Source organism: Acaryochloris sp. 'Moss Beach', from assembly GCF_021497025.1.
In the GTDB taxonomy this organism is placed as follows: Bacteria; Cyanobacteriota; Cyanobacteriia; order Thermosynechococcales; family Thermosynechococcaceae; genus Acaryochloris; species Acaryochloris marina_A.
Window position 1 is genome coordinate 2,533,765 of sequence record NZ_CP071717.1, and the last position, 23,266, is coordinate 2,557,030.

The 23,266-nt window shown below is 47.2% G+C and carries 26 protein-coding genes and 1 pseudogene; 16 read left to right on the top strand and 11 right to left on the bottom strand.

The features are described from left to right. Nucleotides 1–32: 32 nt before the first annotated feature. Entirely contained in the window at nt 33–335 is a 303-nt protein-coding gene (locus HRE53_RS11755) for a hypothetical protein (RefSeq protein ID WP_212663600.1), read from the bottom strand. 318 nt (nt 336–653) lie between these two features. Here HRE53_RS11755 and HRE53_RS11760 point away from each other — a divergent pair, with 318 nt between their 5' ends. Continuing rightward, complete coding sequence (locus HRE53_RS11760) at nt 654–2,072, top strand: cobyrinate a,c-diamide synthase (protein WP_235110632.1); 1,419 nt, start codon at nt 654–656, stop codon at nt 2,070–2,072. On the opposite strand, the gene HRE53_RS11765 is transcribed toward HRE53_RS11760, so the two are convergent. The 3 genes from HRE53_RS11765 to HRE53_RS11775 all read right to left on the bottom strand — a co-directional run bounded on the left by HRE53_RS11765 (nt 2,069) and on the right by HRE53_RS11775 (nt 4,290). After that, a complete protein-coding gene (locus HRE53_RS11765; protein ID WP_235110634.1) occupies nt 2,069–2,551 on the bottom strand; it encodes a hypothetical protein in 483 nt (160 codons plus the stop codon). The two genes, HRE53_RS11760 and HRE53_RS11765, sit on opposite strands and share 4 nt — an antisense overlap. A 366-nt stretch (nt 2,552–2,917) precedes the next feature. Then, a complete protein-coding gene (gene ruvA, locus HRE53_RS11770) occupies nt 2,918–3,544 on the bottom strand; it encodes a Holliday junction branch migration protein RuvA (RefSeq protein ID WP_235110636.1) in 627 nt (208 codons plus the stop codon). Beyond that, the gene (locus HRE53_RS11775; protein WP_235110638.1) at nt 3,541–4,290 is read right to left on the bottom strand and encodes a sucrose-phosphate phosphatase; all 750 of its coding nucleotides are present in this window, start codon (nt 4,288–4,290) and stop codon (nt 3,541–3,543) included. The genes ruvA and HRE53_RS11775 overlap by 4 nt, the downstream gene beginning before the upstream one ends. Before the next feature lie 57 nt (nt 4,291–4,347). On the opposite strand from HRE53_RS11775, the gene HRE53_RS11780 reads away from it, so the two are divergent. Beyond that, on the top strand, nt 4,348–5,625 hold the full coding sequence (locus HRE53_RS11780) for an MFS transporter (protein ID WP_235110640.1): 1,278 nt from the start codon (nt 4,348–4,350) through the stop codon (nt 5,623–5,625). A 96-nt stretch (nt 5,626–5,721) separates the two neighbouring features. Here HRE53_RS11780 and HRE53_RS11785 read toward each other — a convergent pair whose 3' ends face one another. Continuing rightward, on the bottom strand, nt 5,722–6,624 hold the full coding sequence (locus HRE53_RS11785) for an alpha/beta fold hydrolase (RefSeq protein WP_235110641.1): 903 nt from the start codon (nt 6,622–6,624) through the stop codon (nt 5,722–5,724). Nucleotides 6,625–6,702: 78 nt separating this feature from the next. On the opposite strand from HRE53_RS11785, the gene HRE53_RS11790 reads away from it, so the two are divergent. Beyond that, nucleotides 6,703–6,930, top strand: coding sequence for a hypothetical protein (locus HRE53_RS11790; RefSeq protein WP_235110643.1), 228 nt, complete (start codon nt 6,703–6,705; stop codon nt 6,928–6,930). A 56-nt stretch (nt 6,931–6,986) separates the two neighbouring features. On the opposite strand, the gene psbA is transcribed toward HRE53_RS11790, so the two are convergent. Both psbA and HRE53_RS11800 read right to left on the bottom strand, forming a co-directional pair. Next, entirely contained in the window at nt 6,987–8,069 is a 1,083-nt protein-coding gene (gene psbA, locus HRE53_RS11795; protein ID WP_010482631.1) for a photosystem II q(b) protein, read from the bottom strand. Between the two features lie 257 nt (nt 8,070–8,326). Next, complete coding sequence (locus tag HRE53_RS11800) at nt 8,327–8,737, bottom strand: hypothetical protein (protein ID WP_235110646.1); 411 nt, start codon at nt 8,735–8,737, stop codon at nt 8,327–8,329. A 102-nt stretch (nt 8,738–8,839) separates the two neighbouring features. Here HRE53_RS11800 and recJ point away from each other — a divergent pair. Continuing rightward, a pseudogene (gene recJ, locus HRE53_RS11805) lies at nt 8,840–10,631 on the top strand (single-stranded-DNA-specific exonuclease RecJ); the annotation flags it as partial. Between the two features lie 12 nt (nt 10,632–10,643). Next, the gene (locus HRE53_RS11810) at nt 10,644–11,231 is read left to right on the top strand and encodes a hypothetical protein (protein ID WP_235111315.1); all 588 of its coding nucleotides are present in this window, start codon (nt 10,644–10,646) and stop codon (nt 11,229–11,231) included. On the opposite strand, the gene psb30 is transcribed toward HRE53_RS11810, so the two are convergent. Continuing rightward, nucleotides 11,228–11,347, bottom strand: a complete 120-nt coding sequence (psb30, locus tag HRE53_RS34345) for a photosystem II reaction center protein Ycf12/Psb30 (RefSeq protein WP_212663611.1) — start codon at nt 11,345–11,347, stop codon at nt 11,228–11,230. The genes HRE53_RS11810 and psb30 overlap by 4 nt on opposite strands. Before the next feature lie 190 nt (nt 11,348–11,537). On the opposite strand from psb30, the gene HRE53_RS11815 reads away from it, so the two are divergent. The 4 genes from HRE53_RS11815 to HRE53_RS11830 are packed head-to-tail and all read left to right on the top strand — an operon-like array spanning nt 11,538 to nt 13,191. Then, nucleotides 11,538–11,888, top strand: coding sequence for a YkgJ family cysteine cluster protein (locus tag HRE53_RS11815; RefSeq protein WP_212663612.1), 351 nt, complete (start codon nt 11,538–11,540; stop codon nt 11,886–11,888). 18 nt (nt 11,889–11,906) lie between these two features. Further along, the gene (locus HRE53_RS11820) at nt 11,907–12,323 is read left to right on the top strand and encodes a TMEM165/GDT1 family protein (protein ID WP_212663613.1); all 417 of its coding nucleotides are present in this window, start codon (nt 11,907–11,909) and stop codon (nt 12,321–12,323) included. A gap of 19 nt (nt 12,324–12,342) precedes the next feature. Continuing rightward, on the top strand, nt 12,343–12,630 hold the full coding sequence (locus HRE53_RS11825; RefSeq protein ID WP_212663614.1) for a TMEM165/GDT1 family protein: 288 nt from the start codon (nt 12,343–12,345) through the stop codon (nt 12,628–12,630). Between the two features lie 27 nt (nt 12,631–12,657). Further along, a complete protein-coding gene (locus HRE53_RS11830; RefSeq protein ID WP_235110648.1) occupies nt 12,658–13,191 on the top strand; it encodes a DUF6155 family protein in 534 nt (177 codons plus the stop codon). Nucleotides 13,192–13,233: 42 nt separating this feature from the next. On the opposite strand, the gene HRE53_RS11835 is transcribed toward HRE53_RS11830, so the two are convergent. The 3 genes from HRE53_RS11835 to HRE53_RS11845 all read right to left on the bottom strand — a co-directional run bounded on the left by HRE53_RS11835 (nt 13,234) and on the right by HRE53_RS11845 (nt 15,110). Then, a complete protein-coding gene (locus HRE53_RS11835; protein ID WP_212663616.1) occupies nt 13,234–13,473 on the bottom strand; it encodes a DUF1830 domain-containing protein in 240 nt (79 codons plus the stop codon). 201 nt (nt 13,474–13,674) lie between these two features. After that, nucleotides 13,675–14,025, bottom strand: coding sequence for a PipX family protein (locus HRE53_RS11840; RefSeq protein ID WP_212663617.1), 351 nt, complete (start codon nt 14,023–14,025; stop codon nt 13,675–13,677). 239 nt (nt 14,026–14,264) lie between these two features. Next, the gene (locus HRE53_RS11845; RefSeq protein WP_235110650.1) at nt 14,265–15,110 is read right to left on the bottom strand and encodes a hypothetical protein; all 846 of its coding nucleotides are present in this window, start codon (nt 15,108–15,110) and stop codon (nt 14,265–14,267) included. Nucleotides 15,111–15,275: 165 nt separating this feature from the next. Here HRE53_RS11845 and HRE53_RS11850 point away from each other — a divergent pair, with 165 nt between their 5' ends. The 7 genes from HRE53_RS11850 to HRE53_RS11880 all read left to right on the top strand — a co-directional run bounded on the left by HRE53_RS11850 (nt 15,276) and on the right by HRE53_RS11880 (nt 23,258). Continuing rightward, nucleotides 15,276–16,088, top strand: coding sequence for a Nif3-like dinuclear metal center hexameric protein (locus HRE53_RS11850; protein WP_315876586.1), 813 nt, complete (start codon nt 15,276–15,278; stop codon nt 16,086–16,088). A gap of 99 nt (nt 16,089–16,187) precedes the next feature. Next, entirely contained in the window at nt 16,188–16,631 is a 444-nt protein-coding gene (locus HRE53_RS11855; RefSeq protein ID WP_235110653.1) for a hypothetical protein, read from the top strand. 226 nt (nt 16,632–16,857) lie between these two features. After that, complete coding sequence (gene hisD / locus HRE53_RS11860) at nt 16,858–18,165, top strand: histidinol dehydrogenase (RefSeq protein WP_235110654.1); 1,308 nt, start codon at nt 16,858–16,860, stop codon at nt 18,163–18,165. Between the two features lie 19 nt (nt 18,166–18,184). Beyond that, a complete protein-coding gene (locus tag HRE53_RS11865) occupies nt 18,185–19,408 on the top strand; it encodes a hypothetical protein (protein WP_212663620.1) in 1,224 nt (407 codons plus the stop codon). Between the two features lie 44 nt (nt 19,409–19,452). Beyond that, the gene (locus HRE53_RS11870) at nt 19,453–20,010 is read left to right on the top strand and encodes a GNAT family N-acetyltransferase (protein WP_212663621.1); all 558 of its coding nucleotides are present in this window, start codon (nt 19,453–19,455) and stop codon (nt 20,008–20,010) included. Nucleotides 20,011–20,793: 783 nt separating this feature from the next. Further along, on the top strand, nt 20,794–22,170 hold the full coding sequence (locus HRE53_RS11875; protein WP_235110655.1) for a Rieske 2Fe-2S domain-containing protein: 1,377 nt from the start codon (nt 20,794–20,796) through the stop codon (nt 22,168–22,170). A 644-nt stretch (nt 22,171–22,814) separates the two neighbouring features. Continuing rightward, on the top strand, nt 22,815–23,258 hold the full coding sequence (locus HRE53_RS11880; protein ID WP_212663622.1) for a DUF4079 domain-containing protein: 444 nt from the start codon (nt 22,815–22,817) through the stop codon (nt 23,256–23,258). Nucleotides 23,259–23,266 lie beyond the last annotated feature (8 nt).

Below are 23,266 nucleotides of genomic sequence, written 5' to 3' on the forward strand. Positions count from 1 at the left end.
GAGAAGACTCGCAGTACTCCCTTAGCAGCGTGTCATGCTGCTAAGGGGTAAAGCTGAGCCATCCACATATCCGCTGGATCGCTGTAATATTCAATTTCATCAACCTGAAATTTGAGGTGTCCGTCTGGACTTGCAATGTCAATATAGTCACCTGGACGGACCACAGGGCCTTGCGCGGTCATATAGCTGACCGAAGTATCGGCACTCGTTTCCAGAAAAAACTCGGTTCCTAGCTGCCCCTGATTATACCGGTGGGTTCTCTGCTTGCGTGCTCGCCGTTTTTGATTAAAAGATGCTCGACCCAGTTGCCAGTCAGGATAAATGGATATTCCCATGGTTCCCCCCGTTGGAAATAAATGTTTTAGTAACCAAGGCTCCCAGGATTGCCAATCACCCGTAACGGAGCCTTAACAGTGATAAAAAATTCAACCTCTAAATTTGACAATAGTGGGTTTACTAGGGACCCAAAACCGTAGGATTACGGATTTCTTTATTTTCCCTCAAGGCTAATTCCCCGTGAACCTACGGAGACTCCGCGAAGACACCGACTATCAGAGGTTTTGAGGGAGAAGAGTTCACTTTCTGAACATAGATGTTGTACGCTAGCACAGCATCTTTGAGGTGTAGCAATACCGTATTGAAGAGGACCATCCATGTCACTAGTGATAGCAGCTGATCGAAGTGGTGTGGGCAAAACCACTGTGACTGCTGCTATCCTAGCGAGCTTGCAAGGTCGACCGGAAACCGTGCAATCTTTCAAGGTGGGGCCTGACTATATTGATCCGATGTTTCACACGGTGGTCACCCATCGACCTTGCCGAAATTTAGATCCCATTCTCACGTCTGACACCTATACCCAGAGACTATTTCAAACCCATACCCAGCAGACCCACTATGCTCTAATTGAAGGGGTTATGGGCTTATTTGATGGCGCCAGAGGGCAAAAAGGAAGAGGCAGTACTGCTCATATTGCTCGGCTTTTAAATTTACCCATCGCTTTAGTTCTAGACTGTAGTCGCTTATCCGACTCTATCGCGGCCTTAGTGCATGGCTATATCTCATTCGATCCACAGATTCAGATTGCAGGGGTCATTCTCAATCGTGTGGGCAGCGATCGTCATCTTCAAAGTTTAAAGTCAGCGTTACAACCCCTCTCCGTTAGGATTTTGGGGGTCTTGCAGCGACAGCCTTCCATCCACATCCCTAATCGTCATTTAGGTCTAGTCCCGATCGAGGAGTTAGAAGGGACTGCAGGTCTTTTACAGCAGTTAGCAGCAGTGGGGAATCGTTGTTTTGATTGGTCAGCCTTATTGCCTTTATTAGCAACGCAAGCGCCCGCCCCTGCCATCGCTCACACTTCTCCAGCGCCACAGGCAGTACATATCCCGCCTCAATCTAGTCCTTTGACTGCTCCCATACCGTCCGGTGCAATCCGAATTGCGATCGCAAAAGACGTAGCCTTTAGTTTTTACTATGCCGACAATCTGGATCAGCTCCGGCAGCTCGGTGCAGAGCTGGTGTTTTGGAGCCCCATCCACGACAAAACCTTCCCCGATAATATCCATGGACTCTATCTCGGTGGCGGCTTTCCTGAAATGTTTGCCGCTGACTTATCCCAGAATGTCACCGTTCGACAGACCCTCAAAACCGCGATTCTTGCTGGGTTACCCACCTATGCCGAATGTGGCGGGCTGATGTATCTCTGTGAATCCTTACAAACTTTACAGGGGAAAACGTTGCCGATGGTCGGCGTGTTACCGACAAACGTCAAAATGGCGAAGCGATTAACCCTTGGGTATCGATGTGCGATCGCAACCCAAGACACGCCCCTAATCACCGCAGGAACAACCGTTTGGGGGCATGAATTCCACCACTCCGAACTCGATCATGACAGAGATAGCCCAATCTACACATTTTCTAGGGAGACCGCCTCCCACCCATCCGAGATTTCCGAAGGCTGGCATCGGTATAACGTTCACGCCTCGTACCTGCACCTCCACTGGGGAGAGCAGCCCGAGATACCCCAACGTTTTATCCAGCAGTGCCAAAACTTCAAAGCAGCAAAAGTCTAGCAAGCTTTCGGTCTGACTAATGCATTCCTAGCCATCGCACAGCGCCTCAACCGGGGCAAACATTCTTGGTGATAAAAACGACTGATCACCTTCACAGAGAGTCCTAAATCGGCTGAAATATCTTCCCAGCTTTGTTCGGGTGGCAATCGTCTCTCAATCAAGGTTTGGCAGTTCACGGCTGGATAATTGGTCAGATGAGTCGCTTTTAAATCGCCCTTAATGTCACTTCTGACCCATTCATAGATCTGAATTGTTAAGGACGACACGGCTTTGACTGAGTCTTTCATGGACGAAAAATCTTCTCGATCTAGCCGATTTGAGTCCTGAGTAGCTTGCAACTGCCGAAATCGCTGCTGCAAGTCTCGATTAAAGGATTGGACGAGCTTGAACCACTCTCCATAGTCTTGAACATCCAAAGTAGATGTATTGAAGTCCTGACAAAATTGGCTTAAGGTTTGCTGCAATGCCTCTTCGTACAAAGGGCTATCTGCTGACCAAAGCTGATCAGACTGGGTCAGAAGAGACAGTATTCGTGTTAAGTAAATTTGGCGTTCTTTATCTTCTAGGTAGCTTTGAAAAGCTTTTTGTTATCCATTGATTAACAAGGTGATTGGGTATCTTTTTTCATTATTAAAGGAATAGAGATAAGCATAAATATCTATATTCAATTCAATAAAATAATTTAGTGACCTTGTCAGTACCTAAAGGTGACAAAAAGTGACCTCATTCGCAACGGGCTTGTTAAGAATTGTATTGCTATATCGCCCCCAGATCCACCCTGTCTGACACAAGATATGCCCCATAACCACTCCAGAAAGCCATCCCCATCCATTCAAGCCTGCAAGCTATTGACTTAGCCAGGCAATAGCTTCTCGAATCCAGGCCTCAGTATCTGCATTTTTGGCCAGCGCCGTGTTTTGCCCCACAGCCTGTAACGCCCGCATCACTTCTTGACTGGTATACCCCAAGGCCAAGAGCGTCATCTCTACGTCTTCTTGCACACTATCAATGGGCCCTGCACTCGGTAAGGTTTTTAAACCCGCCTGATCCCGCCATTCAGCCAATTTTGATCGCAGTTCTAAGGCAATACGTTCAGCCGTCTTAGCCCCAACACCGGGGGTCTTAGCCAACATCTTCGTATTGCTATTAACAATGGCTTGAACCAGGTCCTGTAAACCTAAGGTATCGATTAAGGCCAAGGCCAACTGAGGGCCAATCCCACTTACCGCAATCAGCTGACGAAACAGATCGCGCTCCGCCACCACCGCAAATCCAAACAACACCATTTGATCCTCTCGAACTTGCAAATGGGTAAACACTCGCAGGGGTTCATTATCTGGGGGCAAGTGTTGACGAATCCGACCGGGAACATAGAGGTCATATCCCACCTGATTCACATCCAAGGTCAACAAGGTTCGATGGGTACTGGTTTGCTGGAGGCTAACTACATATCCCTGAAGAAAACCAATCATTTGACATAACTAAAATGACGGAGCCCTTCTAAAATACCGCCCGCACACTTGGCTTTGGCGAGGTATATCTCATCCCTATGATGCTCTTGATGCCATTGCAGCAGCTCTGAGCGGGCATTACCAACAATAATGCCTCGTTCTGGTCCCGTACTAAATAAAGCCTGATCGTTACCAGAATCACCACAAGCAACGGTTTTCTCAGCAGGGATACCAAATTGCCCCCGCAGGTATTGCATGGCTTGTCCTTTATCCCCATGGAGGGGCAGGATATCTAGATCTTTGCCACCGCTATACACCAGCTTGACGTCTAAGCCTCGAATATGGAGGGCCACCTCTAAACGAGGTAATAGATCCGCCGCTAAGGTGGGTTCGAGAATAAAGCTCACTTTATAGGGACCTTGGTCAGCTTCAGGCTGCAGTACTAAATCATTAAAGTGAGCCGTAATCGACAAAACATCTTGACGCTGCCACCCTTGATTGAGTTTTTCAGACCAATCTGGATCAGGGGTGGTGCTACCGCCATAGTAAATTTCAGTGCCTACAGACGTCACCAGAGCATCTGGAAGCAGCATCGGTTCTTGGGACCGCAATTGATTGAATGAGGTTAAGGAACGTCCTGTGGAATAGACTAGCAACAGTCCTTGCTCTTGCCGGACTTGCATGAGGGTCTGGTTGAGCTGTTCGAGGGCGGGTCGATCGCCAACGAGCGTATTGTCTAAATCAGTTATTAAGAGAAATTTCGCCACAATAGTTCCTAAAACGCTCCCTATATTCAGTCTATTATTCTGAGAAAGCTTAACATAATGAAATTTTTCAGTTGGCAGGGGTGGACCCGTTGGATTCCAGTCCTAGACCCGCAAGTATGGATTTTAGCGGCAGGACGGTTGCTTTCACAAATGGGCACGGGCTTCACACTGTATTTCTTGCAAATTTTCTTTGTGAATAAAGTCGGACTCACTGCCACCTCTGTCGGATTTGCCATTGGCAGTGCCTCCATCTCGGGAATTGTGGGCAGAGTATTGAGCGGCTCCATGACAGATTCTCGATGGTGGGGTCGACGGCGAACCTTACTGTTGTCTTTGTTGATTGCTGCGATCGCAGCCGGTATCATCGCCATTGCCCAATCGTTTTGGATGCTGGTCCTCGGGAATATAGTGATGGGATTCGGTGTGGGCCTCTATTGGCCAGCCACAGAGGCGATCATTGCCGATCTCAGTGCAGGCGAACAACGCCAGGAAGCGTTTACCATTACTCGATTCGCCGACAGCGCCGGCTTAGGATTAGGGGTGATCTTGGGAGGTGGCTGGATTGCCTTCACTCAAGCCTATCGAGCCCTTTTTATCATTGATGCCGTCTCCTTTGTGATGTTTTTTGGGGTTGTTTATTTCACAATCTCCGAAACCTCAAATCCTCACACTCGGGGTCGTCATGGTTGGCAAGGCTGGATGATTGCTAGCAAAGATCGACGATTACGCACCTACATTGTTGCCAATATCGTGATTACCACCTATCTTGCTCAGATTTATAGCACTATGCCGTTATATTTCAAAAACTTTGCTCAGCAGGGTGTTGGACTTTCAGAAGTGGTCATTACGGGATTATTCTCTTGGCATTTGGGGGCAAGCGTGGCGAGTCAACTGCCGGTGGCCCGCTTTCTACGGCGGTGGCCCTATCCTCAAGGTCTGATGACCTCTGTGGGTTGCTGGGGCCTCGGATTTTTGTTGATTGGGATGACCGGTCTAGCAAGCCAAGGCGCGCTGATATGGGCAATTTTGGGATTGGGCGTACTTGCGATCGCAACCGTCGCTTACATGCCCATTGCCTCCTCTTTAGTCGCTGATTTAGCCCCCATCGAGTTCCGAGGAGTGTATCTATCCATCAATTCTCTCTGTTGGGCAGTCGGCTATTTTATAGGGCCTGCTCTAGGCGGGCTGGCTTTGGATCGACAGCAACCCTTCACAGATCTGTACTGGGGACTGCTTGCCCTCAGTATTGGTTTAGCCCTTATGGTTTTAAAGCATTTGGATGATCTGCTAGGGATATCCTCGACTAATGCCCTAACATCAGACCATTCACACTGACTGCTTGAGCTAAAGAGAGAATTATCGTAAATGTGGAGATAAACAACCCAGCAAAACCAACTACTCAACTACTCTAAAAGGTAGATGGTTTAAAGATCATCGGGTCGCAATCCAGTTACTAACAATCTGGTTAACTTGATGTGGATCCTCATCCTGAGGACAGTGACCCACCCCATCCAACACAATAAAATCTTCAACCATGGGGAACTGGGTTAACTCACGCGCCAGGTCTACAGGTTCCCAAGGATCATCAGCCCCCCAAACGCACAACACAGGGCACGCAATTTCAGCCAATAAATCTTCGGGTAGCGGTCCTTGGGAATAGTTAATAAAAGCCAGGAAAACATCTGCAGCCCCTGGTTCGGAAGCAGGCTGAATCAACATATCCACGAGTTCATCAGTCACAGCCTCCGTTATGCCATAGGCTTGCTCTAAAATCTGGCGTACTGTTCGAGGACGGGCTAAGCGATGGAAAAAGAAATGACCAATTGGTTTCACAGAAAGCACGGATTGAAACAAAGGCGCTGAGAACTTTCTGTACCAGGGCAAACCTGTCCGTTTGCGATCGTGCAGTAACCGTAACGAGCAATCCAGCATCACCACACTGGTCGCGAGTTGAGGCGCTAATACTGCAGCCTGCAGGGCCACAATACTGCCAATCGAATTACCCACTAGACATGCGGCTCCACCCACAACCTCCTGACAAAAATCAGCAATTTGTTGGCCCCAAGTCTCAAATTCATAGGCAATACTTTGCCCAGGTGTGAGAGTGCCCGGTGTTGGCTTTGATGATTGCCCAAAGCCAATTAGGTCTACAGCATAAACGCGATGGTCTTGGGCTAATTCAGCAATATTCTTGCGCCAATGGCCACTAGAAGCCCCAAACCCATGAATCAGAATGACTGCTGGACCAGTTGTCCCTGCAGATTGATACTGAATCGAAAAACCTTGCCATTCCCAGGTGGCCGATTGAGGTTGACTCGCTCGCGAAGTGACCATATTCGTTTCTCTATGCTTCTCAATAATTCTAAACATTTGCTAGGATAGCGGGTACATTTCTAATCCATATTGACCACCATGAGAATGAAATCTTGGGAGTCTCCCCGCCGCGGTCGGCGGCGCAATGACAAATCCAAACGGTCTGCCGCCCGCCTGAGACAACTCAAAAAACAACGTAAACAACTCCGTAAACGACTCCAACAAAATAAGCCAGCTAAAAACCCCTCAGATATAAAATCTGAGGGGTTTTTAGTAAAGATCTGGATAACACCAGATCTGGCAAATTCCCAAAAGCAAGCGGTGTAGACCCGAAGGTTACACCGCTTGCTTATTAGATTAAATGATTAGAAACTCTAACCAAATTAACCGTTGATGACAGGAGCAGTAAGAGCAACAGGAGCAGACTCACCAGCAGCCAAGTCTAAGGGGAAGTTATGAGCATTGCGCTCGTGCATAACTTCGAAACCTAGGTTTGCGCGGTTAAGAACGTCAGCCCATGTGTTCACAACGTTACCTTGTGAATCAACGATGGAGTGGTTGAAGTTGAATCCGTTCAAGTTGAAGGCCATGGTGCTGATGCCCATTGCAGTCAACCAGATGCAGACAACGGGCCAGGCACCCAAGAAGAAGTGCAAGGAACGGCTGTTGCTGAAGGATGCATATTGGAAGATCAAACGACCGAAGTAGCCGTGGGCTGCAACGATGTTATAGGTCTCTTCCTCTTGGCCGAACTTGTAACCGTAGTTGGCGGACTCACCTTCGGTGGTCTCACGAACTAGGGTGGAGCTAACCAAGGAACCGTGCATGGCGGCGAATAAGGAACCACCCAAGACTCCGGCCACACCAAACATGTGGAAGGGGTGCATCAAGATGTTGTGCTCAGCTTGGAACACGAACATGAAGTTGAAGGTTCCGCTGATGCCTAGAGGCATGCCGTCGGAGAAGCTGCCCTGACCTAGTGGGTAGATCAAGAAGACGGAGTAGGTAGCAGCCAAAGGTGCAGAGTAAGCTACGCAAATCCAAGGACGCATCCCTAGGCGATAGCTATATTCCCACTGACGGCCTAGGTAGCAAATACAACCAATCATGTAATGGAAGATGATTAGCTGGTAAGGGCCACCGTTGTACAACCACTCGTCTAGAGAAGCTGCTTCCCAAATGGGATACAGGTGAAGACCAATAGCGTTAGAGGAAGGAACAACGGCACCAGTGATGATGTTGTTGCCATATAAAAGTGAACCAGCTACGGGCTCACGGATTCCATCGATGTCGACGGGAGGGGCGCCAATAAAGGCGATTACGAAACAAGTTACAGCGGTGAGAAGGGTAGGAATCATCAATACGCCGAACCAACCGATGTATAAACGGTTGTTGGTGCTGGTGATGAAGCTACAGAATCTTTCCCATGCGCTGGCGCTTTCGCGTCTTTGCAAGACTGTTGTCATGGTTATGATTGCGGTTAAGTAAATTAACTACGGGACAGAACATAAAAGCTGTGTCCACGTTACTAATGATAATGATTTTATTTTTTTTTGTAAACTTAGATTCAGTTTTTTTTGACGTGGCTGTCCAGTCAAAATGAGCTTAATCACCAACAGGAAAAGGATTCAAAGATTCTGGCGAGGTTAAACAATTACTTTTTTTCACACGTCACCTGAAGCCTTAATCTTTTACAACTGTATCGATTCTGAGAAACGAGACCTTAGCTTGCAAATTTATGGATTACAACTGCGACGGCAAACCCTAGCCCAAAGTATCGAATAAATTGCCAGAAAGGCTCTTTTAAATCATGCCACTTCCAGAGTTGGCTTTCTAGGGTCATACCCAGGGTATGGATCTGGTCTTGAATTTGTTCCAGCTCCGTTTGCAGCGCTGCTAGATTCTGCTCTGTTTGGGCTTTGGCAGACATATCAGTCTGCACATCTGCTAGCTTTTTCTGCAACTGAGCTTGCTCAGCCTGAGCCGTTTTGATCTCTAGATAACGATCTCTAATTTGTTGGAGAGTATTTTCAGCCTCCGTTAAGGCTGTCGGGAATTCTGTATCGAAGTCTACGGCAGTGCGCTCTGACTGTCCTGCCATCTTCTCTAGGATTGGTTGTTCCGATGATTCCATTCTAATTCGTCAAATGTAGGGATTATTAATTTATTGATCTCGGATTGGGGGGTGGAGCCCCACTATGACCGATGGTGGAAGTGGCCTAACGCAATTTTTCCTGTGCCGAAACCATCCTTTCCGCAGCAACGCTGGCAAATTGCTGATCCAGAACAAACTCTAGTAGACAGGATTGCGATCGCAACCCGATTATCGCCTCTTTTGGCTGCAGTATTAGCCAATCAAGGAATAGAGTCTGTCGAAGCCGCGCAACAGTTTTTGGCACCAGAGTCACAGAGCTTACCCTCTCCTCTTGAAGCATTCCCGGATTTGGCCTCTAGCTTAACGTTGTTACAGGATGCGATCGCATCTCGACACAAAATTGCCATCTGTGGTGACTACGATGCAGACGGCATGACCAGCACTGCTTTATTGCTGCGCGTCCTGCGAGCGTTAGATGCTGAAGTGGACTATGCAATCCCGAGCCGAATGCAGGAAGGCTATGGCATTAACCAACGCATCGTCGAAGAATTCGCAGCAGATGACGTGAAGCTGGTGTTAACCGTAGACAACGGTATTGCCGCCTATGACCCCATTGCTAGAGCCCGAGAGCTGGGATTGACTGTGATCATCACAGATCACCATGATCTGCCCCCTCAACTGCCCCCTGCCAATGCCATTCTTAATCCCAAGTTAGTACCAGAAGACTCCCCTTATCGAGGGTTAGCAGGGGTAGGAGTTGCTTATGTCTTAGCCACCTTACTTGCGCAAGAGCAAGGCAATGCCACCCTGATTACCCCACTGCTAGAGCTTTTTACCCTAGGCACCATTGCTGATTTAGCACCATTAGTGGGGGTCAACCGCCGCTGGCTCCAGCGAGGCTTAGCCCTCTTGCCTCACTCTCGGTTAGCCGGGGTGCAGTCTTTGATGCAAGTATCTGGCTGTGTATCTGCAGATCAAGCCCTTAAACCCGATGCCATTGGGTTTCGGCTAGGCCCCCGCATCAATGCCGTGGGCCGGATTGCCGATCCACAAACGGTTATTGAGTTACTAACAACAGATGATCCAGATGTAGCGTTTGCCCGAGCCATGCAGTGTGAGCAGGCCAACCAGCATCGACGTCAGCTCTGTGCAGACATTGAGATAGAGGCCATCGAATTAGTTGAGACCCTAGTCCGCCAGGGGAAAGCGCCGTGGCAACCAGAAGGCGAGTGGGTGATTGTGCTGGTTCATCCCGGTTGGCATCATGGCGTGATTGGGATTGTGGCGTCCCGGTTAGTAGAACGCTATGGATTGCCCGTGTTTATTGCTACCTATGAAGAGGAAGACCATACCCATATCCGTGGGTCAGCTCGGGGGATTCCTGAATTTGATGTGTTTGCGGCACTACAGGCTTGTCATGAGTCTCTAGGACGTTATGGAGGGCACCGGGCAGCAGGAGGCTTTTCCTTAGCAACAGACCAGTTGGATGAGATGAGATCGCACCTTCGTAACTACGCCCACCAAACCTTACAGACTGATCAGCTCAAGCCCCTAGTGACAGTCGATGCCCAAGCCCATTTCTCTCAGCTTAATTGGGAACTATACGAGCAAATTAACCAGCTGCATCCCTGCGGCATTGGCAATCCTGAACCCATTTTTTGGACTGCAAATGTTGAGGTGGTGGAGCAGCGGCCTGTCGGCAAAGACAAAACCCATCTCAAGCTCACCCTCTCCCAATCTGAGTCAGACGACGAGCAGACCCAATTAATCAAAGGTATGGCATGGCGGTGGGGGCACCTATCATCCTTTACCCCAGCACCTCGACATTGCCTATCGCCTAAGAGAAAACACTTGGAACCAGCAAACCAATCTGGAGCTGGAGATTTTAGGTATTCGGCTACCCGTTGAAGCCCAACCCAACCCACAGAAAAATACCCCCATTGTGGTGGCCCAAGCAGATAAAGGGGCACCCGTCGTCCGACAGCAAGTAGCCTTACACTGTCCTGAACCAACCGTGTCTTCTGCACTACTACAAGCCATAAAGTGGTCAAGCTTGGGAGACTGGCCCCAAGTCCTCAAAGGCATCGACGGGCATATATTGATGTACGGCTACCAGCGTCCCTACGTATCGACAACAACCCTGCCTGGAACCGTAGAATATGATCGGCCTAGCCGTCCCTGTGACTGCCTGATTCTATGGTCTTTACCGCCCTCTTGGACCCATTTACGCTGGTTACTATCCTTGGCAAGGCCTCAGCAGATTTATATCCGCAACCATAGTCCAGCGATTTTGCCAGCCGAGGAATTGAAGGCAAAACTAAAGTTTGAAATAGCAAAAAACGGTGACGAACCTCTCAACTTACTGAACTTAGGACAGCAATGGTGGGTTGCACCGAGTACAATTGTTTCTGCTTTTAGAGAAATAGGTTACCCCTGCTCTGATTTCCCGGAGACGGGATTATTAGAGCAGGAGTTAAAACGCTTGCAGCGTTGGTATCATTGTTCAGCCAACAGATTGGCAAAGTTACCCTAGGTTGCGTTACTCCGAAGAGCAACCAACAGAACAACAATTGGGCCTGCAATGACGACAGCGCCAAGCATAGTTAGTTGAAGTACAACTTGTAAATTGATTGCAGCTAGTAAGTCCATCCTTGTCTCCCAGATTAACTCAAATATTGTTAGCGAACGCGCCCTCTATTCTACCTGGTTAAGGGATCACGTGGAAGGGAGATTTTGATAGGATTAGCTTATTAGCTCTGATCAAGGTGAAAGTTTTAAGCTATTCAATCTTGATCCTGCAATCTGTAATTAGCTGTTTAGGATAAGGTCGTCCAAAGGTATGGCAAATTGGTGTTGCATCGAGCAATGTGGGGCCTGTTGCCATCTCGATCCAACGGAGCGCCCTGATGTTCAAGAGTATTTAACCCCAGAAGAATGGAAGCATTACTTAAGTTTGGTGGGCTCCGACGGCTGGTGCATTCACTTTGATACAGACCATCGAAAATGCAAAATCTATGCGGATCGACCTCAGTTTTGCCGGGTAGAGCCGAAATCCTTTCAACGCATGTATGGCGTCGATCCTGAGGATTTGAGTGACTTTGCGATCGCATGTTGTCGCCAACAAATCGATGCCATTTACGGTGACCGCAGCTTAGAAAGCATCCGGTTTGAACGTGAGATCGGGTTCTAGCTCCCCCTTCCAGGCATAATGGGGCTAGTCAACTGCGATGTGAAGGTAGTCGCAGGTCCATTTTTGTTTAGGCTTACCGTGAGTGATATCAATTCAGTCCCTGCTAATCATCAGGCTTCAAAACCAACGAATACTCAACAACCTGACCCCAGCAAAGGGTTCAGCAAGGAATTTGGGCTAGCCTTTGTCACGGTCTTCCTAGCAGAACTAGGAGATAAAACTCAGTTGAGTACGCTATTGATGACTGCAGAGTCTCAATCGCCCTGGATTATTTTTTTGGGTGCTGCTGCTGCCTTGATCACAACTAGCCTATTCGGGGTGATCATTGGCCAGTGGCTCGCTCGTCGGGTGTCAGCAGCGACACTCAATACCGTGACCGGTGCCAGCTTGTTGTTCATTGCGGTCTTGCTGATTTGGGATACGGTACACCTCTAGAACTCAGGAGCCAAGGCGAATGGATTGGAAGTTATTAGGGATCACTTTTGTCGTCGTGTTTCTAGCGGAACTGGGCGATAAAAGTCAGTTGGCAGCCATTACTCTCAGCGGAAATTGCCAACATCCTCGGGCCATTTTTTTAGGCACATCCTCGGCACTTATCTTTGCCAGTTTGTTAGGTGTGTTGTTAGGAGAAGGGGTTGGCCAGTTGCTGCCCACACAGCTTATGAAAGCAATTGCAGCCATTGGCTTTGCTCTCTTAGGCATCTCGTTTTTATGGTCTCCGGCTGAAGCTGAAGCGGAATAATATCAACTCTCTGGTGGTTTGAAAGAAATGGCACCTTCAAAAACCAATCTCACCACACTCAAACAACATTTCAAACAAGCCTCAAAAGAGGAACTCATCGATGAGATTAGTGAGCTGTTTAAAACGTTTAAGTCCGTCAAAGAATATTATCAACTCAAACTCAGCCCCGAAACTGAGCAGTATGTAGGGGAAAACTACAAACAAACCATCGAGCATGAATTTTTCTCGGCGCGGGGCTTTGGCAAAGCCCGACTGTCAGTGGCCCGCAAAGCGGTGAATGACTATAAGAAAGTCTGCCGTGATCCCGCTGCTTTAGTGGACATGATGCTGTTCTACGTGGAACAGGGGGTTAAGTTTACCGATGCCTATGGCGATATTGATGAGCCCTTTTATAACAGCATGGAGAGCATGTTTGAGTCGGCCACTAAAGCCATTGCTAAATATGGCTTACAGGGTGTGGCAGAACGGCGATGTCGCACAATTGTGCAAGACACCTCACAAACGGGTTGGGGGTTTCACGATGCGCTTCGTGAGATATATCAAGCAACTTTTAGCAAATAGAAGCCCAAACGTGGCTCATTCCTTGTTTGTTAGTTCTGAGAACTATGCCGACTGCTCAAAGTATTCTTCTGTCGTTTCTACTTGGAGAACCTCGCAGGCAATTTTATCGACCAGCAGGGCTGTAGAAAACTCACTGGAATAGACCTCTAAAATTGCTTGAGCCTGACAATCAAATAGAATTCGCTGCTGCTGAAAAACCACCTTTTCAAAATACCAATTCTGAATATTGGAGATGCGAATGATCTCAAGAAAAGGGGTTTGGTTGACATAGCTACACAGCATTGAATCAACAGCCTTATTTCAAATGGGTTTTAACTACTCAAACAGAAGCGCTTTGGGGACATTCTTCAACGATTAGGTATAGATCTATGAAAAGTGCAATAGATCTCACAGCAGACATCAGACTTCTCACTCGCCATCACTTTTGGCAGTAAAAACAGATTGTCAAGGTTCCTATCATATTCAGCCCCCATATACTTTTGATTAACGGCTAAAGGTACTTTTGTAGACTCCTTTAAGCTGCTCATAATCTTGATTAAAACCAGATTTACGCAAAACTGCTAATCGTTTTTCTAGAGCAACTCTTGCATCATCTCGGCTGATACTATCGATTTCTAAACTCAAATTAGACGAAGTCACAAGAAAAAAAAGTCTTTTGGCATACAAACTCGCAAATAGTGCACTTTGCGCATCAATAACGCATAAATTTACCAGTAGGCCAAACACTGGATGAGATAAATAAGTTTCACCAACAACAGAGCTTGTGTCAGTAGGAAATACATTTTGGGAATGCTCTTGACTCACATTTTCCAAATGGTCCGAATAGCTAGACATAGCGGTGTACCTAATAAGAGGTAAATGCCTAAGGCTTGTAGCCCATTGACATTGTGTACATTGAGTTCGGGCAAATGAAAAATTTGGATTATTAGTGTGGTGGCATCCTAAGCTTTTGGGCACCACACTTCTGCATCTAAAGTTACGGATATATCGAAGACTGAAGTTAGAGGCATCATGATACCGTGACAAACTCACCCTAGCCCCAAGACAACTGCTACGGAAATCCGTACCTCTTCTCAACTGACGGCCTGATACGGGCAAAATCCTTGTTTACCAAACCCACAATAGGACTCACAGCGTTTATTCTGCCCCGGACGTTGTTCGACCCACTCGCCTTTTTTATGGGTTGTCATCCAGTCCTGAGCTGTGGCTTCCGAGTGGCATACTTTGAGGGCTGATTGGCGGCCTTTTTTCATCACGGCATAGGTGGTTGGGGTTGCCCAACGTTCTTCCGGTGAGCACATTGGAGGTGGCGTATCACCTTGAGCCGCTTGGTGGAGCTGGATGCGAGATCGCATATAATCCAAAGACTCAGCCTCAGACCATAAGGGCACCTCAATCACTTCCACAGGTTTTAAGCCATCCCTTTCATGGCGTGGCCCCCAATCGCGAAGCAGGGCCACAATTTGCAGCTTCTTTATTGTTGAAAGATGGGGAATCCCTGAGCCATCAATGGCGTTTTCCAACAAAAATCGATAGACATTCAGCTGTCGATCCCATTCCACTTTGCCCTCGGTCTTGGCAGATTTCACGGCCCATGAACTGGTGAATTTGTAATCCTGCAACAGGCCATCAGCGGTCACCACCAAATCTATATGACCCGAAATCCGAAAGCCATCCACCTCAGCAATAGCCTCCGTTTCTACATGCTCTCCCTCTGCTGCAAACTCTTCCAAAATCGAATGCATCAGGGTGCCATACAGGGGCCACAGTCGTTCTGATATATCTTCTTCTAGCTGATCACTGTATTGACGTCTCAACCAGGCAATTAGCGGCGCATCGATCAACTGGGTACAAGATAGATCTGCCTTCCCCACAGAATGATGAGCATTTTGCCATTCCACAGCCCGATATAAGGGCATGGGCAAATTCAACTTGTTGGTGAGTTTCATTTAATAGGTATAAGAATGTTAGGTGTATTGCGTGAAGGCAAATCGCCACTATTGTAAGGTTGAAAGTTGGATAGACGAATCGGTCAACGACGACCGAACCAAAGCCTGAGCATCTCAGCAAGGTAAGTGATGACGATGAAAATTAGTGAACTGATTGAGTGGTTTGAAAGCTGGGCTAACCCGTCCTGGCAGGAGAAGTGGGATAACTGTGGTTGGCAGATTGAACCGGGGATTTTGGATCAACCAGCTCGGGTACTGGTCTGCTTAACGCCAACCTTAGCGGTGATGGAAGAAGCGATCGCACTTCAGCAGCAGAACACACCTATTAATTTAATTTTTGCCCATCATCCCTTAATTTTTGGCCCTCTGAAGTCAGTACAAAAGGGCGATTCCATTGGCGATATGGTTCGCCTCTCCATCACTCATCAGATTGGGGTTTACAGTGCCCATACCAATTTTGATCAAGTCGCAGATGGCACAGCAGATGTATTGTCTCAACTCTTAGAGCTGCAAAATGCCGAACCCGTAGAACCAACCCAAGATGGCCTGGGATACGGTCGCGTCGGCAATCTTAAACCCGCTCTAACACTGCAACAGCTCCTCGCCAACATTCAAGCTACTCTGAAGCCTACCGATTTATTGGTATCACCCACAGCAGATCGACAGCAGTCTATTGAACGGGTAGCGGTATTGGGTGGTTCTGGGGCTAGCTATATCTCTGCCGTGAGCCAAACAGGTGCCCAGGCATATCTGACTTCGGACTGTAAGTTTCATCAATTTCAAGAAAGTCGCGATCGCAACCTGATTCTGATTGATGCCGGACACTATGCAACAGAACAACCTGCATGTAAGCGGCTAGCCGAAAAATTTGTAGACAAAGGCGTTGAATGGGCACAACTTAGCCATGCTGATGAAGATTTTCGTAATTTCTGGCAAAAACTTAGATAAATTGCGGTTTTGCGAGACAAAGGCTTGGACAATTAGGAATCTTATCCTATTTCTCCAGTCGTGTGCATAAGATTATAGGGCTTACATTTCAGCAGATTGATGAAGCAGATTTGTCAACTTTATAGACAACTTCCCCAATCACTCACCAACAGCATTGAGATAGTCGGTATCGTCATTGGACTTCTGTTGATGGTGATATTGGCAAACATTGCCGCAGATGGCTCAGTATTGGTCCTCATTTTGTTCTCGCTCATTACTATGGTGGTTGTAGGCATCCAGCCTCTCAAGCAATGGCGTCAAAGTCGCCAAGCTAATCAACAGTTAAAGATGCGTCAGCAAAAAGTTGAACAGCTGTTGGCAGGACGTTCTCGGAGATCGATTTTGCAATCATCACCCTTCAGATATGGTCGTTGGCCAGATGGTGACGACAATTATGTGATTGAGGATCGGAGAGTGGGTGAGATTGTCCACCAAGTCTTGAGTCCCAAAGCAGCAGAACTGTGGATTTTAGAGCAAACATTAGGTGAAGAAGACAACAGATAAAGACAAGAAGGTTTAGCAATATTTGCCCCTTTCATTAGCTTTTACACGCTCACTCAGGGTTCCAGATTCTAAAAAATCACTACCAACCGTCATCAAGGATTGCTCAAATCAACCTTACTCATATATTCAATTTTGTTGCCCCCGCTTCTGAGCTAAGCTAGTAATGCTTACACACCGCTCGACGACATATATCGGTCGTCGATTATTGATTTAAAGGAGACAGCACGTGGTCAGGATTCTCCGGTTGTCAGAGATGACATCTGAAGAACTCGCTTCCATCAAACGACGGGCCGAGTTAGATATTGAACAGGCGCTAGCTGTCGCCAAAGAAGTGATCGACGAGATTCGCGCTGACGGTGATCAGGGTGTGATCAAATACGTCCGCAAATTTGATTTTCCCGGTGCCACAACCGAAAATCTGAAAGTGACCGAAGCCGAATTTGCCGTTGCCCGCGAGCAAGTCGAGCCCGAAATCAAAGCCGCGATTGAGCAAGCCTATCGCAACATCAAAGAAGTGCACGAACGGCAAATGCCAGAAGAAGTGCAGCTTGCCGAAATCGATGGCGGCGTCTTTGCTGGGGAAAAAGTCACCCCTATTGCCAGTGCTGGACTATATGTGCCTCGGGGTAAAGGCTCCTTTCCCTCAGTGATGCTGATGCTCAGCGTGCCAGCGGTCGTAGCCGGAGTGGAAAGAATTGTTGTCTGTACACCACCGGACAAAAACGGCACCGTAGAGCCTGCCTCTCTGGTCGCTGCTGAACTCGCTGGTGTAAAAGACGTTTATAAATTAGGGGGCATCCAAGCGATTGCAGGTATGGCGATCGGTACGGAAACAGTACCCAAAGTCGATAAAATCACTGGACCTTGTAATGTCTATGGCTCCGCTGCTAAGCGATTGCTCTACGGCACCGTTGACGTTGGCTTACCGGCTGGCCCCAGCGAATCGATTATTCTTACGGACGAAACCACTGACCCCCGGATTGCAGCCTTAGATCTGCTGGTAGAAGCAGAGCATGGTCCCGATTCGGCAGGCTTACTGGTTACCCACAGCGAAGACTTAGCCAAGGCCGCGTCCAAACATGCGGACGACTATATGCAGCAATTGCCTGAATGGCGCAAAAACTTCTGTCAGAAGGGCCTATCTTCCTATGGCGGTATTATTCTCACCTCCAGCCTAGAAGAATCGATTGATTTCCTCAACGATTATGCCCCTGAGCATTTAGAAGTCTTAGTTCAAGATCCCCTGAGCGTTCTTGGCAAAATCAAAAATGCTGGTGAAATTCTCCTCGGCCCCTACACTCCGATTCCAACGGCCAACTACTGCATTGGCGTCAACGCTATTCTGCCTACGGGCGGCTTTGCTCGCTCCTACTCAGCAGTTTCCGTATACGACTTTCTCAAGCGCACTGGAATTGGCTATTTGACGAAGGAAGGCTTTGATCGCTTAGGTCATACCGCTCAAACCTTGGCGGAGCATGAAGACTTCCCAGCCCATGCCATGGCCATTCGTGAGCGTAAGAACCTGCTCCCGTAAGGGGCGGTGGAGGGTTACCGTGTCCGATCAACTCCTGTATCAGATTCAGACGTTACAGTTTTCTGATCAGGCAGCGGCGAATGCCCTGCTGAAGGACTTCGTCAATGACAATTTCCCTTTCAATGTGGAGCAGGTACAGGTACGTCCTTCGGCGGTATCCCTTAACTCCATTAATGGATTTCTGCATACCGTGGAAGGAGACAAACTGTTCTTCAAAACCCACGTTGAACCCCAAAGCCTGATTCATGAGTATTACAACTCCACGATCATGGCAGAGGCAGGCTATCCCATTATTCAGCCCATTTTTAGCTCAACAGAATGGGGTAAGCAGCTGCTGGTCTATGAGTTTTTTGAATCCCCATCTCTGTTTGATGTGGCTCGTCAGATTGAAACGGGACAGCGAGGCGGAGCTGACCAGATTATTGCCCTGCAGGAAAAAGCAGACCAAGACCTGTGGGCCATCTATCAGCAAACCCTGCAGCCTTTATCAGCCGAAGACCATGCCGAAGTCCCCATTCACCAACTGTTTGTCCATCGCCTAGTCGGAGGACGATATCACGAGTTTTACGCAGGCAAAGAAGTCAAGCTACCAGAACACACCCTGAACTTTGACCCACTCGCTCAACTAACCTGGCAGATTAATGGCATACCTTACCAAGACACCCTAGCTGACATTATTCAAACAGCCAGTCAAAAGCTTGTCCCAACCTCTACTCCCTCTGTTGTCGGTCATGGTGATGCTCATAATGGCAATGTGTTCGTAGATGAAGACGCAGAAACCCTGATCTATTTTGATCCTGCCTTTGCCGGACGGCATTCACCCTTTTTAGATCTAACGAAGCCGATCTTCCATAACGTATTTGCGATTTGGCTGTATTTCCCCCAAGAGATCGCCAAAGACCTATCCATTAACTTAGAGATCTCAGCAGACCAGATCCAAGTGGATCATGATTTTCGACCATCAGCTATACGTCTAAGATTCCTGCAATCAAAGCTCATGCATGTACTCCAGCCCTTGCTTGAGCGCCTAAAAGCTTCTGGTCAACTCCCTGAAACCTGGCGACAGGAACTCAAGTTGGCACTGTTTTGCTGTCCTTTTTTAACCATGAACCTCTGCGATACCCAACGCTTTCCGCCAGAAATTACGCTACTGGGCTTATCCCTAGCAGTAGAAATGGGCAGTTCTAGCACCTCCCAGAACCAGAGCATTTTAGATACTGCCCTGGACCAACTCAACATATAAGCCCTAAGTTAGGCTTCAATTGGCCGTCAATTCGGAATCAACCCATGCCGAAGTTTCCCAAGTTGCAGTGTAAGCGCGGCATTCTACGAATGGCAACAGAAGATGATATTGATGCCATCCTGAGGTATTTCATCGTTAATCAAGACCATTTAGCCCCCTTTGAGCCGATTAAACCGGTGGAGTTTTATACACCCAACTTTTGGCGGGTATTGATTCGCGATCGCACCCATGCATTCCTCAACGATCAAGGCATCAAGTTCTTCCTGTTTGATCGGCACAATCCCCAGCAGATTATTGCGGCTATCAACTTCTCAAATGTAGTGCGAGGGGCATTTCAGTCCTGCACCTTAGGCTTTAGTATTGCCGACCAATATCAAGGTCAAGGCTATATGGCCGAGTCGATACCTGTTGCGATCGCATACCTCTTCTCTGACCTCAACTTGCACCGGATTATGGCAGCCTATATGCCCCATAACCAACGTAGCGGCAGACTCCTACGACGATTAGGCTTTCAACTGGAAGGATATGCCCCTAGATACCTCTGCATTAACGGGATATGGCAAGACCATATGCTCACTAGCCTCATCAACACTAATATTTAGATTTTATTTAGATCCGGCAGTCACCAAACCGAAAAGGACGTGGGCACAATAAAGGTAGCTATTGTCATGGAAGTTCGACGGGGGGCGCAAGCCCCCTTTTTTTTATAGAATTAGACCATAAACACAACTGAAAATCTTGTGAAGTTATTTTTGAAGCGTCAAGCTCTCTACAACAAATTTTATTCTTTTGAAAGTTAAAAATAACTTCAACTATCTCTCACGTAATTGAGATATTAGCCTTCACAAAATCCTGAGATTTTTTCCTATCATTTTGCTACACATGCGATAGAAACTACAGTTAGAAATCTTGGGATCTTTATCCTCAAAGTTTTTAAACAATAGTTATTTAATATTTACTACAGAAAAGATGTCTGTTTCCATAAGAAATGGGGCATTATCTAATCAATTAGTCTCCAAATAAAAACCCAGCACGGGGGGGTGCTGGGTCGATATGGGAGGTATTGGAACCCTCTGGATGAGTGAATGCATCGCATCCGAGGGTTTTTTATGGCATGAATTAACTAGTTGTTTATACTCTAACCAATCTTCCAAACCCAGACCTGAGAAGAACTACGGAATTATTATTTCTGTTACCAAAAAACCTCCAGTAAATACACCCACATTTACTTTCGCTCTATTGAATAGAAGTCATAACAGCCATAACAGAAACGGAACTTTAGACAGACATTTATAATATTCACAACAAATTCATAGGGCAATAAGTGCACGCCCCTCCTGATACGCTGAAATGAATCCATTCAAAGTTTTTATGGCAGAGCAGATATGGAAACGCAAACCGATTCCAATCCGAGCAACTTAGATATTCAATTCAATTTTTGGCAACAGTGGTATCCAGTCGCTCCCTTAGAAGACTTAGATCCACAGCGCCCCACTGCCATTACGTTATTAGGGCAACATTTTGTTATTTGGCAACCCAAGCATTCTGACCAATATCTAGTATTTCAAGATCTGTGCCCCCACCGCTTAGCTCCCCTCAGTGAAGGTCGCATTGACGAGCAAACCGGTCAGCTCATGTGTAGCTATCACGGTTGGCAGTTTGATCAAGAGGGTCTTTGCACCCACATTCCTCAAGCTGAAGCAGTCACCCCTAAGCAGGGACAGCTGTACTGCGTTACTGCTGTCCCCACTCAAGCGCAAAGTGGACTGTTGTGGGTATGGCCAGATCCAGACACCCGAGAAATTGCTGCCACACAACCTTTGCCTCTCTCCCCCCTCATTAATGCTGACCAAAACTTTGTCTGGTCCTCTGTCATGAGAGATTTGGCCTATGATTGGCAAACGTTAGTTGAAAACGTCTCTGACCCGAGTCACGTTCCCTTTGCCCATCATGGTGTCCAAGGCAATCGCAACCAAGCCGCTCCTATCCCTATGGAGGTTCTGACCTCCACCCCAGAGCTAATTGAAGTCTTGACCACGGGGAAGTTCGCCACCACAATCACCTTTCAACCGCCCTGCCGCCTGGAATATCAATTTTCTATCGGTGAAGGGAAACAAGCAGCTATGGTCACCTACTGTATTCCCATTGCCCCAGGTCGATCTCGCATCGTAGCCCTGTTTGCACGCAATTTTGCCACAGGTCTCATGAAAGTGCTTCCTCGCTGGGTAGAGCATATGAAAAACCGCAATCCAGTGCTGGATGGCGACATGATTTTGTTACGTGCCCAAGAAAAACAGCTTCTTCAGCACACCCAAACCCAAAATTGGCAAACAGCCTACAAGCTCCCCACCAGTGCGGATCGTCTCGTGATTGAATATCGGCGATGGTTTGAAAAGTATGGTCACGGACAAATTCCTTGGGGATCTGCCCATGAGCAGATGCCGGTTGCTCCCAACAACTATGACTATTTACAGCCTCTAGGAGAGAAGCGACCTCAAATTCTAGATCGATATCATCAACACACCTTGATCTGTAGTAGCTGTCGACGAGCATTGAGCAGAATCAAGCTATTACAAAAGATTTTGGTAGCTGTCTTTGCGATCGCAATCAGCGGAACAGCAATCTTGCCTGATTCTTTAAGAGTGACGTGGGGGATTCCCATGGTTCTCTTAGGGCTTCTAGGGTTAGGGATCTGTTATGGGTTGAAATATTGGCTTGAACCCAAATTTTATTTTGTGGATTATATCCATGCACACCACTGATTAACCGATTTTTATATAAAAGCCTTGGAAACACTCTGTCCATAAGTTTTTTCAAAGCTATTTTGTGCGATGTTACATCAACCGCTAGAGGTCAATGAACGATAGAACCTGCCTACCCGTGAACTGAATTCCATCGACCTAACAACCAAAAGATACAAGTTTATGGCCAAGAGTTACTACCACAAAAAGTTTTACAAGATAAGAACCTTTATAGTTATTTCATTGATTCATATTAATTTATATGAAATATTACCGATTTCTTCGTGCAGATTTAATTTGGTAGTCTATTGACAACCAAAGCTTTCAAAACTGGGTCTATTGTAACTTCCACAACATTTATGAGGAGGAAATTTCAGCCCTTTCATAAATATATTCTTTAGATTAAAATCTTGGCTAAAACACAGAGTATTGCGAATGCGATTCGCATGATCAGCTCAGCTGCCATAACGGGGATCAAATCCTTACAATCTTTACAAGGAAAAGCTTACAAGGATTATTATCAGTATTACAATTTATATGTAAAGAACTGTATTGAGTCCTAGCTATGTAAACCATGAGTATTAAGTATTTTTTCTTAGCCTGTTTGAGCTGAGTGGAAGGATATACTTCTAGAACAGAAACGCTTGATGTTGTTGAGGTCGCGTATGGATTCGCCCCCTCCTATGTTGTTTGCGTCAGTCACAGCCTTTTCGATGACGCTAGCTGTATTCCTTTACATAGGGCTTGGTGTACTAGGGATTACCCTACGAAGATTGCGACTCCGTCACGGTGAAGCTTCTTGGGGATGGTTACGTTATATCCACTATGGATTGGGTATCACACTAGTACTGACAATTTTAGAATTAATGACCATCGGTATTTTAGGTGCCTCCACTTATGAAGGAACCTCCGGTCATTCATCTCACTTACCTGCTGGCCTATTGGTCGCTGGTTTAACCCTTGCTTCTGCTTGGGCCGCCAGTCGTGTGCATCCCAAGCGTCCTTGGGCTCGTCCACTCCACGTCAGCATTAATGGCATGCTTTTTCTAGCCTTAACCGCCGTGTCTTGGACAGGCTGGTCCGTGCTTCAGAACTATTTGCCTCAGTAACCTCTGAT

Excerpts from the sequence above, each read along its gene's own strand:
- HRE53_RS11755 (WP_212663600.1), bottom strand. The coding sequence starts at position 335 with ATGGGAATATCCATTTATCCTGACTGGCAACTGGGTCGAGCATCTTTT.
- HRE53_RS11760 (WP_235110632.1), top strand. The coding sequence starts at position 654 with ATGTCACTAGTGATAGCAGCTGATCGAAGTGGTGTGGGCAAAACCACT.
- ruvA (WP_235110636.1), bottom strand. The coding sequence starts at position 3,544 with ATGATTGGTTTTCTTCAGGGATATGTAGTTAGCCTCCAGCAAACCAGT.
- HRE53_RS11780 (WP_235110640.1), top strand. The coding sequence starts at position 4,348 with ATGAAATTTTTCAGTTGGCAGGGGTGGACCCGTTGGATTCCAGTCCTA.
- HRE53_RS11785 (WP_235110641.1), bottom strand. The coding sequence starts at position 6,624 with ATGGTCACTTCGCGAGCGAGTCAACCTCAATCGGCCACCTGGGAATGG.
- HRE53_RS11790 (WP_235110643.1), top strand. The coding sequence starts at position 6,703 with ATGAGAATGAAATCTTGGGAGTCTCCCCGCCGCGGTCGGCGGCGCAAT.
- psbA (WP_010482631.1), bottom strand. The coding sequence starts at position 8,069 with ATGACAACAGTCTTGCAAAGACGCGAAAGCGCCAGCGCATGGGAAAGA.
- HRE53_RS11800 (WP_235110646.1), bottom strand. The coding sequence starts at position 8,737 with ATGGAATCATCGGAACAACCAATCCTAGAGAAGATGGCAGGACAGTCA.
- psb30 (WP_212663611.1), bottom strand. The coding sequence starts at position 11,347 with ATGGACTTACTAGCTGCAATCAATTTACAAGTTGTACTTCAACTAACT.
- HRE53_RS11815 (WP_212663612.1), top strand. The coding sequence starts at position 11,538 with ATGGCAAATTGGTGTTGCATCGAGCAATGTGGGGCCTGTTGCCATCTC.
- HRE53_RS11820 (WP_212663613.1), top strand. The coding sequence starts at position 11,907 with ATGGGGCTAGTCAACTGCGATGTGAAGGTAGTCGCAGGTCCATTTTTG.
- HRE53_RS11825 (WP_212663614.1), top strand. The coding sequence starts at position 12,343 with ATGGATTGGAAGTTATTAGGGATCACTTTTGTCGTCGTGTTTCTAGCG.
- HRE53_RS11830 (WP_235110648.1), top strand. The coding sequence starts at position 12,658 with ATGGCACCTTCAAAAACCAATCTCACCACACTCAAACAACATTTCAAA.
- HRE53_RS11835 (WP_212663616.1), bottom strand. The coding sequence starts at position 13,473 with ATGCTGTGTAGCTATGTCAACCAAACCCCTTTTCTTGAGATCATTCGC.
- HRE53_RS11840 (WP_212663617.1), bottom strand. The coding sequence starts at position 14,025 with ATGTCTAGCTATTCGGACCATTTGGAAAATGTGAGTCAAGAGCATTCC.
- HRE53_RS11845 (WP_235110650.1), bottom strand. The coding sequence starts at position 15,110 with ATGCCCTTATATCGGGCTGTGGAATGGCAAAATGCTCATCATTCTGTG.
- HRE53_RS11850 (WP_315876586.1), top strand. The coding sequence starts at position 15,276 with ATGAAAATTAGTGAACTGATTGAGTGGTTTGAAAGCTGGGCTAACCCG.
- HRE53_RS11855 (WP_235110653.1), top strand. The coding sequence starts at position 16,188 with ATGAAGCAGATTTGTCAACTTTATAGACAACTTCCCCAATCACTCACC.
- HRE53_RS11870 (WP_212663621.1), top strand. The coding sequence starts at position 19,453 with ATGCCGAAGTTTCCCAAGTTGCAGTGTAAGCGCGGCATTCTACGAATG.
- HRE53_RS11875 (WP_235110655.1), top strand. The coding sequence starts at position 20,794 with ATGGAAACGCAAACCGATTCCAATCCGAGCAACTTAGATATTCAATTC.
- HRE53_RS11880 (WP_212663622.1), top strand. The coding sequence starts at position 22,815 with ATGGATTCGCCCCCTCCTATGTTGTTTGCGTCAGTCACAGCCTTTTCG.